12 protein-coding genes, 1 tRNA gene and 1 pseudogene are annotated in these 12,114 nt (G+C 57.9%); 3 read left to right on the top strand and 11 right to left on the bottom strand.

Annotation, left to right across the window (positions count from 1 at the left end; all coding sequences use genetic code 11):
• Positions 1-13 precede the first annotated feature (13 nt).
• Complete coding sequence (locus tag GIW79_RS16875; RefSeq protein WP_054919104.1) at positions 14-490, bottom strand: hypothetical protein; 477 nt, start codon at positions 488-490, stop codon at positions 14-16.
• Between the two features lie 223 nt (positions 491-713).
• On the opposite strand from GIW79_RS16875, the gene GIW79_RS16870 reads away from it, so the two are divergent.
• Positions 714-800: transfer RNA gene (locus tag GIW79_RS16870), tRNA-Leu, on the top strand.
• A gap of 156 nt (positions 801-956) precedes the next feature.
• Here the strand turns inward: GIW79_RS16870 and GIW79_RS16865 are convergent.
• Complete coding sequence (locus tag GIW79_RS16865) at positions 957-1,595, bottom strand: NAD(P)H-dependent oxidoreductase (RefSeq protein WP_236453509.1); 639 nt, start codon at positions 1,593-1,595, stop codon at positions 957-959.
• Between the two features lie 94 nt (positions 1,596-1,689).
• Between GIW79_RS16865 and GIW79_RS16860 the strand changes: the two genes are divergently transcribed.
• On the top strand, positions 1,690-2,157 hold the full coding sequence (locus GIW79_RS16860; RefSeq protein WP_229999364.1) for a MerR family transcriptional regulator: 468 nt from the start codon (positions 1,690-1,692) through the stop codon (positions 2,155-2,157).
• 154 nt (positions 2,158-2,311) lie between these two features.
• On the opposite strand, the gene GIW79_RS16855 is transcribed toward GIW79_RS16860, so the two are convergent.
• The 9 genes and pseudogenes from GIW79_RS16855 to GIW79_RS16815 form a co-directional block, all read right to left on the bottom strand.
• Entirely contained in the window at positions 2,312-4,171 is a 1,860-nt protein-coding gene (locus GIW79_RS16855) for a calcium-binding protein (RefSeq protein WP_236453507.1), read from the bottom strand.
• 369 nt (positions 4,172-4,540) lie between these two features.
• Positions 4,541-5,158 carry a hypothetical protein gene (locus GIW79_RS16850; protein ID WP_057975823.1) on the bottom strand — a complete coding sequence of 206 codons (618 nt, stop codon included), beginning with the start codon at positions 5,156-5,158 and terminating at the stop codon, positions 4,541-4,543.
• Complete coding sequence (locus tag GIW79_RS16845; protein WP_057975821.1) at positions 5,158-5,856, bottom strand: hypothetical protein; 699 nt, start codon at positions 5,854-5,856, stop codon at positions 5,158-5,160. Before GIW79_RS16845 ends, GIW79_RS16850 begins: the two co-directional genes overlap by 1 nt.
• 56 nt (positions 5,857-5,912) lie before the next feature.
• Positions 5,913-6,674, bottom strand: coding sequence for a phosphate ABC transporter ATP-binding protein PstB (gene pstB, locus GIW79_RS16840; RefSeq protein WP_019817112.1), 762 nt, complete (start codon positions 6,672-6,674; stop codon positions 5,913-5,915).
• A gap of 76 nt (positions 6,675-6,750) precedes the next feature.
• Positions 6,751-7,644, bottom strand: a complete 894-nt coding sequence (gene pstA / locus GIW79_RS16835) for a phosphate ABC transporter permease PstA (protein ID WP_014718563.1) — start codon at positions 7,642-7,644, stop codon at positions 6,751-6,753.
• Complete coding sequence (pstC, locus tag GIW79_RS16830) at positions 7,644-8,609, bottom strand: phosphate ABC transporter permease subunit PstC (RefSeq protein ID WP_236453505.1); 966 nt, start codon at positions 8,607-8,609, stop codon at positions 7,644-7,646. The genes pstA and pstC overlap by 1 nt, the downstream gene beginning before the upstream one ends.
• A 74-nt stretch (positions 8,610-8,683) precedes the next feature.
• Positions 8,684-9,715 (bottom strand): phosphate ABC transporter substrate-binding protein PstS, encoded by a 1,032-nt coding sequence (pstS, locus tag GIW79_RS16825; RefSeq protein WP_054919120.1) that lies wholly within the window; start codon positions 9,713-9,715, stop codon positions 8,684-8,686.
• 442 nt (positions 9,716-10,157) lie between these two features.
• Entirely contained in the window at positions 10,158-10,784 is a 627-nt protein-coding gene (ycaC, locus tag GIW79_RS16820) for an isochorismate family cysteine hydrolase YcaC (RefSeq protein ID WP_003191542.1), read from the bottom strand.
• Positions 10,785-10,847: 63 nt separating this feature from the next.
• Positions 10,848-10,961, bottom strand: a pseudogene (locus GIW79_RS16815) (hydrolase); the annotation flags it as partial.
• Positions 10,962-11,176: 215 nt separating this feature from the next.
• Here GIW79_RS16815 and GIW79_RS16810 point away from each other — a divergent pair.
• Positions 11,177-12,073 (top strand): LysR family transcriptional regulator, encoded by an 897-nt coding sequence (locus GIW79_RS16810; protein WP_096144607.1) that lies wholly within the window; start codon positions 11,177-11,179, stop codon positions 12,071-12,073.
• Positions 12,074-12,114: the final 41 nt, after the last annotated feature.

Here is a 12,114-nt window from a genome sequence, read left to right as displayed (position 1 = left end):
AGCATCAGTGCTGTCACTTCACCTTGCTGCTCAAGGTCTCCACGCTGCGCTTCAAATCATCCAGGCTGCGCTTGAGACCGTCGATCTCGCTTTTCTGCCGCTCTATCGTGCTCTTCTGCTCATCCACCGTACGCTTGAGACTCGATAGCTGACTGTCACTGCTACTGGCACTCGAACCGTCCTTGCGCTTGAACTCATCAAACGCACGCTCTTGGCCCTCCACTTTGCTTTTCAAGCTTTGCAGTTCGCTTTGACTCTGTTTTTGCCCAGCCTGCAGCGCCTCGACATCCCCCACGGAAACACCCGACGGCTTCAACACATAGGCACCGCCCACGTCCATCGAGCCGGCCGTCAACTTGTCTGAAGACGACGCACTAAATTCGCCCCACTGCACCGCCCTCCCCGCCTGCGCCGAGCTGAACGCGCCAGTGCCCAACAACCCCGCTACACCTGCGGCCATGATCCAAGCCTGCTTACGGATACTGAGCATCAAACGACTCCCTGCGAAATGCCGAAATGGCATATCGCTATGACTGTCATTTATGGGGCTTGTTCCTGGGTTGCAAGCGTTCATCAGGACTTGGTACAAAGGCCATGTAGATCACTGATCTGTCACGTTTTTTTCTGCGCATCTTTATGCGGGAAAACCGGCTGGGAGGTTGCGCTGAAGCGGCTGGATCTATATATTCCCAACCCTGTTACACCGCGCTACCGCCCGAATGGCGAAACTGGTAGACGCATGGGACTTAAAATCCCCCGCTCGTAAGGGCGTCCCGGTTCGATTCCGGGTTCGGGCACCATAGATATCAAGGGCTTGCCAGGGAAACCTGGGCAGGCCCTTATCTTTTCTGTTCCGCAATTCTCATCAGCGGCGTCCTGCCGACCGAACCCAATCCGTTCGGCGCATGAAGCGCCACCCCACTACTGCCGCAATGTGGGGCGGCTGCACGGTCTCCCTAGTTGATTTCAGTGACGAAGTTTTCGCGAGACCGCCGTACTTTTTTCAGGTTTACCAGCCAGTCAGACTCTGCTGCCCGATACCCCAACGGCAGGAGCACCACACTGCGCAGATGCCTGGCCCCCAGTCCCAGAATCTCATCGACAGCCGAGGGATCGAAGCCTTCCATGGGCGTTGCGTCGACTTGCTCGGACGCCGCGGCGATTAAAGCCGAGCCTAGTCCAATATAGGCTTGGCGCGCAGCCGCTTGATAATTGGCCTCCTGCCCACACTCGGCGACTATGCCGAGGAGCATTTGACGGTAATCTTCCCACCCCTGGTTGACAGTAGCTCGTACAGTATTGGTCAGGTCGAACATCATGTTGACGCGCTCAGGCGTTATGTCATCCCAGGCGGCGAACACCAGTAAATGAGAGCAGTCGGTCACCTGGGACTGATTCCAGCTGACCGCCTTGATCTTTTCGCGAATGTGCGGATTAGTCACCACCAGCAATTCAAATGGCTGGAGGCCGCTCGAGGTCGCCGTCAGTCGTACCGCTTCCAGAATTCGCTCCAGCTTTTCAGCCGGCACGGTCTTGGACGGGTCATAACTTTTCGTCGCATAACGCCAATTCAGTAACTCGGTTATTTTGCTCATTCTTCATATTCCACGTAGGTCAACGGTCTTTATCCAGCCCAATCCGAATACCTTCAGGATTGCGCTCCGGCTTATACTGCGGATTAAAGTCAACTTGAAGGTCAAGCAAAAAATGAAGATCGGCGAGATTTCGCGACGCACAGGCCTTGCTGCTTCAGCAATACGCTACTACGAGGAGCAAGGCCTGCTGGACGCTCCCACGCGTGACGTGAACAACTATCGCTATTACAGCGAAACCACCATTAAACGCTTGGAAGTCGTGATCCATGCGCAAAGGTTGGGGTTTTCCCTCGACACCATTCGTGGCCTCTTCCTTCATGACGGTAGCTGCTCCAAATCCCTCACTCTGGAACAGATCAATGTACGCCTGGAGGAGATACAGCACATCGAAGCCACGCTAAAAGTGCAGCGTGAGGAGTTGTTGATGCTGCAAGAAGTCCTCGAAGAAAGCCTTCGTACGGGCATCGCACCTGGATTGGATTGCCCAAGCAGCGTGGAGCGATTACGACCTGATCGAGCCGTAGTCATGCGAAGCAAACACATGATGGCTACCAGCAAGTAAAGAAAGCGCAATACTGCGAGATCTGGATCTCAACCAAATACAAACCTGATGCTGCCTCTCGCACTGACAGATTGCTATAAAGCGATAAGCAAGAAAAAACCCCACAGCATCAACGATCCTGTGAGGTTTTATCACCGGCTTTACCGATCCGGCATCAAACCACGCTGATCATCTCTGCACTCAACTGCGCCGCATTGAACCCCACCAGGGTGACACTGCTGTCCCCCCCCAGAATCACGCTGTCACTGCCGTGCTGGGTAGTCGCACCGAGCACAGCATCGGCGCTGGCAAACAGCGACTTGGCGAACACCAGCAGGTCTTTCCCATTCTGATGAATGTTGAAGTCACTGATCACGTCGTGACCGAACCCGCGCTGGTCGAAAACAAACAGGTCGCTGCCCACGCCACCGCTGAGTTGGTCATTACCCTGCCCGCCGATCAAGACGTCATTGCCGTTGGCGCCATACAGCGCGTCGTTACCGGTGCCGCCCAGCAGTGTGTCGTTGCCCTCACCGCCGTGCAGCAGGTCATTGCCGGCGCCACCGTCGAGCCGGTCATTGCCGTTCTGGCCGAATATCAGGTCGCGAGCGGCGGTGCCTTTGAGGGTGTCGGCCAGCTGGCTGCCTTCGATGGATTTGGCATACGCCTTATCGGCGCCGAACAGGCCTTCGAAGTCGAGTTTGCCACTGGTCACCGTATAGGCCGGCGTGAGGGCCTCGCCGATGCCACCGAAGAGCCCGCCGAACACGGGCACATGGCCGAGGCTGTTGGCCAGGCCGGTTTCGAACTCCACGTGTTCTACGCCGTGCAATTCCTTCAGGCCGTATTGGCCGCTGCTGTCGTTCAAGAACAACGTGCCATCGTTGAGTTTCACCGCTTCGTAGGAAGATGCGGTGCCTTTGAGGAAGACTTTATCGTTGCCTTCACCGCCGGCGACGATATCGGTACCGGTACTCACGCGGAAACTGTCGTCGCCCTTGAACCCATCCAGGAAGTCATCGCTGCGACCGTCCTGCAGCTTGTCCGAACTGTCGGTGCCCAGCAGGAAGGCCGGTGTGCCGTAGTGGTTGGAGGTGGCGGTCTGTTTGTCGCCGACCCAGGTAAAGCTGCGGCTGATGGCGTCGAGGTTACTGATGATGATGGTGCTGTCGCGTTCGATGTAATCGTAGAACGTCGATTGGGCGATACGCTGGATAGGGTTGATGAAAATGCCTTCCAGGTGCGCGGCCCACCCTGACAGGTTGGCAATCGAGAACGGACCATTGGGCCAGGTAGGCAGCGCGTAGATCGTGTCGAACAGCACGATGTTATCGGTGGTCGAGGTGTAACTGGCGTCACTGCCTTGAAGCGCGTCGATGATTGCGCTACCCACGTCGGTCTCTTGCCCCGTGAGACGGTGGACCACATCGTTTTCAAAACCGAAGTTGAAGATGCCGTCGCTGTTGCTGGACTTGGGCGACTCCATGCCAAAGTAGTCCGAATCCTTGAAAAAACCGTCGGCCAAAGTGTCCTTGCCGATATACATGCTGTTGGTAACGGAGCCACCTTGGCTGTAGCCGGTTACCAGAACATCTTTACCGCTCAGGTTATGGTCGGTGGCGTAATCCTTGATTGAATTGAGCAGGTAGTCATAGCCGTTGATATAAGAGTTATCGATCATCGCCGGCCAACCCAGCAGATCAATTGGCGAGTTGGTGCCGGCAATGGAAAAACCCATTTTGACTAATTGGCCGCTGTCATCGTATTGACCAAACACTCTGGCTTGAGAACCAAAGACGCCGTCGCCGGTAAAACTTCCAGTGATGTCGGTGTGGCTGCTATCAACCTGCAGTTCGCTCGCGCCGATCTCACGCCAGCCCTTGGGCAGCGCGAAGGTGTTGCCCTCGCCCAGCACAAGCCCCGGAATGTTGTAGAGCGCGCCGACGGTCGCGACACCACTGGTGTAAGTGGCGAGGGTCCAGGCATCTGAAATCAGGACGCGGGCATCTTGCCCCTTGTAATCGAATATAGCCATGTCAGTACTCCTTGAGCCCAGCGATCAACACCGAAAGTCAACGGTAATACCTGATGCGTCGGGCTAAACAATATGCATTGAAGTTGTTGTTGTGCATTCTGTTCAGGCTGCTTCGTTGCTTAATATCGAGGTTGACCATTAAGGAAGCTCGTCAACACTAGCCTAGAAGTGCCGCGTTAAAGTGACCGACTATCGGATGACAAGGGTATGTACTTGGGGAGATAGACGACAAAAGCGCCATAAGCGCTGTTTGTCGAACAAGAGGTGAAGTTCTGTGTTGTTCGTGACTGGCGAGTCAAAGAAAATCAAACCCTTATAGCAAGTTGTGAACTGCAATAAGGGCTCAAGAAGTTCAGGTTTCTCTGGAACTCAGGAAGAATAAACCTCAGCACCTTGGCAGACAGGCTGCTTGAACCTGGGTAATTGCTGCCGGGCCAGTTGCGCCTGCACGCCCGCGACGGCTTCAAGCACTCGTTGCGCCCAGTGCTCATCCTGCGGATCGACCACCACCACGCGAAAGCCGTGGTCGTTACCTTCAAGGCGCACACCCTCGGAATCATCCACGTGCAAATCAATGTCGAAGGCCGGCGGAAATTTCGAGGGGGTGTTCGACAGCCCATGCACCGTGAGGGCGTGGTTATGCCGCACGCTGTTTACTACGCCGTCGACACGAATGCCGTACAGCATCAGCCAACGCCTGATGTAGGAAGGCGCCCTGCCCGATGAGGTGTAGACCCAGATACTGCAACCCTGGCGTCGCAGCTCCCGCGTCAGCGAACGGGTACCGATACGCAGCGGCTCTCCCCACCAGCGATGAGCGCAGGCCGGCAGCCAACTGCTCTCGACATCAGCGTGGTCAAGTTGGCAAGCCAGCGTGTCGTCGATATCAAAGGAGATGCGTACACGCGGTCGCTTGGCGGCACGCGTGAGAAACGCCTGCTGGATGGCTTGCACGGCTCGGCTGGCGAGTGTCGGATACCGGCGCATTAATGGCCTCCCTGATAAATAGGCTGTGGTACGTCGCTCAAGAAAAACGCCTTGGGATCCGGGGCCTGTTCCTCCAGGAAGGCGGCGTACTTTTTCTTGATCTTGGGCAATTCATACAACGCCTTGACGCCATGTTTGGCCGAGTTACGGATGACCGAGGAAGGATTGAAGTAACCCTCGGCATTTTCCAGCGTCAGCACGAACGGTGGCAACCCGGCACGCATCAGCAGATAACTGACGATCAGCGAGCCACTGCGGTTGTTGCCTTCGATAAACAACTGGGGCTTGCTGAGAATGCGCACATACACACCGGCCGCACGCTTCCACACCGATTCACTGCGATACGCGCAGTACCAATTGAACAAGTCCTTGATACCGCCTTCAACGTTGTTGAAGAAGTGCTCCTCGGTGGCGGCCAGGTGCTGGGCGTATTCCACGCGGCGCGCCGGGTCGCTACCGCAGAGCACCGTGGCGTTGATCTCCAGCATCAGGTCCAGATGATGAAGGTCAAACAGGTCAACGCCCCGTGCGACATAGTCGTCAACCAGCGCATAGCCTTCAAGCACGTTGTGCAGCACTTCGTCGGTCAAGGGGTCGCGCGGCTCGGTAAATTGCGTGCTGAGCTGGGCAAAGCGGCTCTGCACTTTGCGGAGCGCGCGTTCAATCGCTGACAAATCAAGACGATGCGTTGCAGACATTGGCGTTCCTGGGCTGACGGTGGCGCACGTGTGGTTTCTATCGAACATGGAGTTACTCAGCTGAATTTGCCGCTGATGTAATCCTCGGTCATCTGTTCACGCGGGCTGCCAAAAATCTGCGCGGTCGGGCCCATTTCCACCAGGTAGCCGGTACGCGTGCCCTGGGAAATATCCACCGAGAAAAACGCCGTGGTGTCCGCCACGCGGATCGCCTGCTGCATGTTGTGGGTGACCAGGGCGATGGTGTAATCCTTCTTCAGTTCCACCATCAGTTCCTCTACCCGGCGAGTCGCAATCGGGTCGAGTGCCGAGCAAGGCTCATCGAGCAACAGCACTTCCGGCTCGGTGGCAATCGCACGGGCAATACACAGCCGTTGCTGCTGTCCACCGGAAAGCGACAGGCCGCTGACCTTGAGCTTGTCCTTGACTTCATCCCACAGCGCAGCGCCTTGCAGGGCGTGCTTGACGCGGTCGCCCAGGTCGCCTTTGTAGCGGTTCAAGCGCAGGCCGAAGGCGACGTTGTCGAAGATGCTCATGGAAAACGGGTTCGGCTGCTGGAACACCATACCGATGTAACGGCGCACCACCACCGGGTCTACACCCTTGCCATATACGTCCTGACCCAGGAAATGCACGTGGCCCTCGAAGCGAAAGCCCTTCACCAGGTCGTTCATTCGGTTGAGGCTGCGCAGTACCGTACTTTTGCCGCAGCCGGACGGGCCGATGAAACCGGTGATCTTGTTTTTCTCGATCGGCACATGGCTGTCACGCACTGCCATGAAGTTGCCGTAGAAAATCCTGTCCAGCTTGCAGTCCATGACCACAGGCGATTGGGTAACAAACGGAGCGGCTATTTGCGCAGTTGAGACGTTCAAGATTCAGATGCTCCCGTTCTTAATACTTAGGCTTGCCGAAGATACGGCTCACAATATTCACGACCAGCACGATCATCACCAACACCAACGAGGCCGCCCAGGCGAGCTCCAGCTGGTTGTCGAAGGGCATGCCGGAAAAGTTGTAGATCAACACTGCAAGGGAGGCCGTGGGGTTCATCACCGCCAAGTCGCCGTCGTGGTAGATCCAGTAGTTGCTGAACAGCGCGGTGAACAACAACGGCGCGGTTTCGCCTGCGGCACGTGCCACTGCAAGCATTACGCCGGTGAGGATCGCTGGCAGGCCGGTCGGCAAGATGATCTTCCAGATCACTTGGGAGCGGGTGCAGCCCATGCCATAGGCGGCGTCCTTCATGATCTTGGGCACCATGCGCATCGACTCTTCAGCCGTCAGCACCACGATGGGCAGCATCAGTACCGCCAGGGCCACGCCGCCGGCCGGTGCCGAGTAGGTGCCGGTGGTCATCACCACCAAGGCATAGGCAAACACGCCGGCCAGGATCGAAGGCAAGCCGGTGAGCATCTTGGCGGCAAAGCGTGCAGCGTTGGCCAATTTGCTGTCCGGCCCCAGTTCGGCCAGGAAGATCGCGGCCATGATGCCGACCGGCACCGCAATCGCCGCAGCGATACCGACCATCACAAAGGTGCCGGCCATGGCGTTGCCGAAACCGCCGCCTGTTTCGAAGCCGGTGGGCGGCAGTTCGGTGAACACCTCCAGGCTCAGGCGTGCGCCGCCACGGGTGATCAGCATGTAGAGCACGGAAATCAGCGGCACACTGGCCAGCAGCGCGCCAAACCATACCAATGTGGTCAACACCAGACTGCGCAAGGCGCGGCCTTCGAACTTGCGCTGCAGGCTCGGCACAGCGGTGATAGGGGATGTGAGATTCGTCATCATCGGTTACCCCGTTGGGCGTAGAGCATGATCATGGAACCGATGACATTCACCAGCAGCGTGATGAACATCAAGACGAGAGCGGCGTACATCAATACCTCCACCTCGTTGGGCCCGGCTTCGGGGAAGTTCAGCGCCAACAAGGCTGCCAAGGTATTGGCCGGCGCGAACAGCGAGAGGGAAATGTTGTTGACGTTGCCCACCAGCATCGCCAGCGCCATGGTTTCGCCCAGCGCACGGCCGAGGCCGAGTACCAGGGAGCCGAAAATACCGGTGGCGGCGGATGGCACCATCACCTTGAGAATCGCCTCCCAATGGGTGGTGCCCATGCCGTAGGCGGCCTGCTTGGTCTTCATCGGCACGCTGGTGAGCGCGTCCTGGGATACGGCGGCAATCGTCGGCAGAATCATGATGGCCAACACCAGCGCCGCAGGCAGCAACCCCGGCCCGCTCAGGGACGTGCCGAAAAACGGTATCCAACCCAGTTCGCTGTTCAACCAGGTGGTCAGTGGCCGAATGGCCGGGATCACCACGTAGATGCCCCACAGGCCGTACACCACGCTGGGGATAGCCGCGAGCAGTTCAACGATGGTGCGAAACACAGCCGCCAGCTTGGCCGGCAGAAAATCCTGAGTCAGGAAAATCGCCATGCTGACACCGAAAAAGCCTGCAATCATCAGCGCGATGAAAGCGCTGTAGAGCGTGCCCCAAATGGCCGGCAAGATCCCGTACTTGCCCTGGTTAACGTCCCAGACACTGCCAAAAAGCACATCGAACCCGTGCTTTTCCATGCCCGGCAAGGCCTTGCGTCCCACCTCGAATACCAAGGCTGCGACCAACGCCAGAATCAGTACCACCCCGATTCGCGCGAGCCCACGGAAGGTGCGATCGACCAGGAAGTCTTTGGCCGAGGGAGGTTGGCAGGCAGAATCCCGGTTAACCGGTACGACGAAAGGTTTGTTCATTGGCTAATTCCGGAACAGGGGGGAAACGCCCCCGGCGCGGCAAACAGCCCACACCGAGAGCGGCCTCACGGGTGTTACTGAATGTTGGCGGATGCCTTGCGAACCTGCTCGACCACCGATGGCGGCAGCGGGATGTAGCCCATGGAGTCGGCGATTTTCTGCCCCTCGGTCAGGCTGTACTCAACCATTTCGCGCATGGCCTTGGCCTTGGCAGGGTTGCCGTTGTCCTTGCGGAAAATCATCCAGGTGTAAGAGGTGATCGGGTAAGACTTGGCACCGTCCGGGTCAGGCAACCAGGCCACCAGGCTTTCCGGCATCTTCACTGCGGCCAGGGCCTCGGCGCCGCTTTCGGCGTTCGGCACCACGTACTGGCCGGCCTTGTTCTGCAACTGGGCGAAGTCAACCTTGGCCAGTTTGGCGAAACCGTACTCGATGTAGCCAATCGCGCCTGGGGTCTGGCGTACGGTGGCGGTCACACCATCGTTCTTGGGCGACTTGATGAATTTGTCGCTGGCCGGCCAGTTGACGGTGTTGCCCTCCCCCAGTGCCGTTTTGAATTCAGGGTTGATGGTCGCCAGGTGCTTGGTGAATACCGCCGTGGTGCCGCTGGAGTCTGCGCGCACCACCACGGTGATCGGCGTGTCGGTGAGTTTCAGGTCCGGGTTGGCGGCGACGATCTGTGGGTCGTTCCACTTGGTGATCTTGCCCAGGAAGATGTTGGAGTAAACATCGCGTGGCAGCTTGAGGCCCTTGGGATTGCCCGGCAGGTTATAGGCCAGCACGATTTCACCGGCAGTCATTGGCAGCAACTGCACGCCTTCGGCGACCTTGGCGATGTCTTCGTCTTTCATGGCCGAGTCACTGGCGGCGAAGTCGACGGTTTTATTCAGGAAGTCCTGCACACCTGCGCCGCTGCCCTTGGACTGGTAATCCACGGTGACGCCAGCGGTCTTCTTGCTGAAATCCTTGAACCAGGTGAGGTAGATCGGTGCAGGGAAGCTGGCGCCGGAGCCGGTGAGGCGCACGTTTTCGGCGGCGAAGGTCAAGGAGGAGGCACACAGGGATACCGTAACGGCGAGTGCTGCGGACTTCATCAAGCTTTTCATTAAAAGGAACTCGTTGTGGTGACGGGCTCCCGAACTGTGAAGCAGGGTTGTTACATTTTTATGAAAATTGAATGGCGAGGGGGTGTTTTGTCCCGCTTTGCCGCCACAGCGCTGTATTTTTAGGGCATGGGTTAGTAACAAAATACGACTACAGTGTTGTCATCCCTCTAGCGGTACTGATCTTGCTCCCGTGACGGTCGAAGCTGATCCCATTGAAGCTGCGCCATCCAACTGTGGGAGCTGGCTTGCCTGCGATGACGGTCTGACAGCCAACGCCTATTTACTTGACACCCACAGCTGGATCGCGCGGTGTCAGATAAATAGGTGCCAGGCGCAATGCCGCCATCGCAGGCAAGCCAGCTCCCACATTTGGACCTAGGGGTGTCAGGGAAATAGGCGTTCTACCGCTCCCCCCACGGCTAGCGGCCGCCTTCCATCAGGCTTACTTGCCTTCAGTCAACGCGTTGTAGCTGGTGAACAGGTTGCGGTAGTCCGGAATGTGGTTGGAGAACAACGTCCCCAAGCCCTCGATGTCGTTGCGCCAGTCGCGGTGCAGCTCACAGGCCAGGCCAAACCAGGTCATCAGTTGCGCGCCGTTGGCCGACATGCGGGCCCAGGCGGACTGTTGGGTCAGTTCGTTGAAAGTGCCGGAGGCGTCGGTGACCACAAACACTTCAAAGCCTTCGGCCAGGGCCGACAGCGCCGGGAACGCCACGCACACTTCGGTCACGACGCCGGCAATGATCAATTGCTTCTTGCCGGTGGCCTTGATGGCCTTGACGAAGTCTTCGTTGTCCCAGGCATTGATCTGGCCTGGGCGCGCAATGTACGGCGCATCCGGGAACAGTGCCTTGAGCTCGGGCACCAGCGGGCCATTGGGGCCGGTTTCGAAACTGGTGGTCAGGATCGTCGGCAACTTGAAGTACTTGGCCAGGTCAGCCAGGGCCAGCACGTTGTTCTTGAATTTGTCCGGGTCAATGTCGCGGACCAATGACAGTAAGCCGGCCTGATGGTCGACCAACAGCACAGCGGCGTTGTCTTTGTCCAAGCGAACGTAAGGTGTAGACATCTTCATACTCCTGATAAAAAGGCAGCGCCCAACATGGGCTCGCCGCAAAAGACCCCAGCGTATTTACTTGCGCTGTGAGTCTAGTACTTCGTGGTTGTTTGCCACTTCCTGAGCCTTGATGTAGCTCTCGATGAGAAGCTGATAGTGCGGCACGGCCTGGGTGTAGACGTTGGCCCATCCAAAAAACAGTGGGACCACCTTAAGCATCGCGTTCAGGGTTAGGTAGTGGCTGAAACGGGCCGCTCCATCTCAAAAATGGAACAATGCAGCCGCACGGTGGCAAGGGCACTTGGACGTGGCGGTCGTTACAATGCGATCATCGGCTCCACCCCGTGGGTTTCAGGCACTTGCGCCAATCATGACCGTTCACTTATTTCCAGGCAGGTGCCTTCATGGACATCAAGCAGCTTAAATTCCTGATCGCGCTGGAGCAGACCCGCCATTTCGGTCAGGCCGCCGCGCGCTGCAACATCACCCAGCCCACCCTGTCGATGCGCCTGCGCAACCTGGAGGAGGAACTGGGCCTGGAGCTGGTAACCCGCGGCCAACGCTTCGAAGGTTTCACCCAGGCCGGCGAACGCGTATTGGCCTGGGCCAGGACCCTGCTCGCCGCCCACGACGGCCTGTTCGCCGAAGCCGCTGCGTGCCGCGGCCAGTTGGTCGGTAACCTCCGCCTGGGCCTGGTGCCCCTGAGCGGCTTCAACCCGATCAGCTTTATCCAGGGCTTGTCCCACAGCTTCCCGGAACTCAAGTTCAGCCTCACCTCCATGAGTTCGGACAAAATCATCGAAGCCTTGGGCACCAACCAACTGGACCTGGGCGTGTGCTACCTGGACCACGTCAGCCCCAATTACCTGGAGTTTTTCGAGCTGGGCGAAACCCGCGTCGGCCTGCTGTACGACACCCGCCACTTCCACTTCGAAGGCACACAGATGAGCTGGGAAGAAGCCGCCGAACTGCCCCTTGGGATGATCAGCAATGGCATGCACTACCGAAAATCCATCGACTTGAGTTTCCGCAGCCGCGGTCTCGATCCCCAGCCGATTCTGGAAAGCGACTCCACCTTTCAACTGTTCCAGGCCATCCACGAAGGCTTCTGTTGCGCGATCATGCCGTTGGACAGCGGTCTGGAAAGCCCCATCGAGAACCTGGCGTTTATCCACCTGCCGGATGCCAGCGTCCTTGCGCCCCTGGGCATGGTGATGCGCAAGACCGAACCGCGCTCGGTCATTGCAGAGAAGTGTTTTGCCGAGGCCAGGCAGTTGTTTGCACCCAATACCCAGGCTTAGCCGGCCTGCGTTTGCGGCGCGCACAAAAAAGGCGCTCCGTA

Origin of the sequence: Pseudomonas sp. PA-7-1E, from assembly GCF_021605325.1 — a bacterium.
GTDB classification, from domain to species: domain Bacteria; phylum Pseudomonadota; class Gammaproteobacteria; order Pseudomonadales; family Pseudomonadaceae; genus Aquipseudomonas; species Aquipseudomonas fluorescens_BV.
Note: the sequence above shows the minus strand (reverse complement) of the source record. Positions and strands in the feature narration are given on the sequence as shown.

Excerpts from the sequence above, each read along its gene's own strand:
- pstS (WP_054919120.1), bottom strand. The coding sequence starts at position 9,715 with ATGAAAAGCTTGATGAAGTCCGCAGCACTCGCCGTTACGGTATCCCTG.
- GIW79_RS16865 (WP_236453509.1), bottom strand. The coding sequence starts at position 1,595 with ATGAGCAAAATAACCGAGTTACTGAATTGGCGTTATGCGACGAAAAGT.
- pstA (WP_014718563.1), bottom strand. The coding sequence starts at position 7,644 with ATGACGAATCTCACATCCCCTATCACCGCTGTGCCGAGCCTGCAGCGC.
- GIW79_RS16845 (WP_057975821.1), bottom strand. The coding sequence starts at position 5,856 with ATGTCTGCAACGCATCGTCTTGATTTGTCAGCGATTGAACGCGCGCTC.
- GIW79_RS16850 (WP_057975823.1), bottom strand. The coding sequence starts at position 5,158 with ATGCGCCGGTATCCGACACTCGCCAGCCGAGCCGTGCAAGCCATCCAG.
- pstC (WP_236453505.1), bottom strand. The coding sequence starts at position 8,609 with ATGAACAAACCTTTCGTCGTACCGGTTAACCGGGATTCTGCCTGCCAA.
- ycaC (WP_003191542.1), bottom strand. The coding sequence starts at position 10,784 with ATGTCTACACCTTACGTTCGCTTGGACAAAGACAACGCCGCTGTGCTG.
- GIW79_RS16855 (WP_236453507.1), bottom strand. The coding sequence starts at position 4,171 with ATGGCTATATTCGATTACAAGGGGCAAGATGCCCGCGTCCTGATTTCA.
- GIW79_RS16875 (WP_054919104.1), bottom strand. The coding sequence starts at position 490 with ATGCTCAGTATCCGTAAGCAGGCTTGGATCATGGCCGCAGGTGTAGCG.
- pstB (WP_019817112.1), bottom strand. The coding sequence starts at position 6,674 with ATGGACTGCAAGCTGGACAGGATTTTCTACGGCAACTTCATGGCAGTG.
- GIW79_RS16810 (WP_096144607.1), top strand. The coding sequence starts at position 11,177 with ATGGACATCAAGCAGCTTAAATTCCTGATCGCGCTGGAGCAGACCCGC.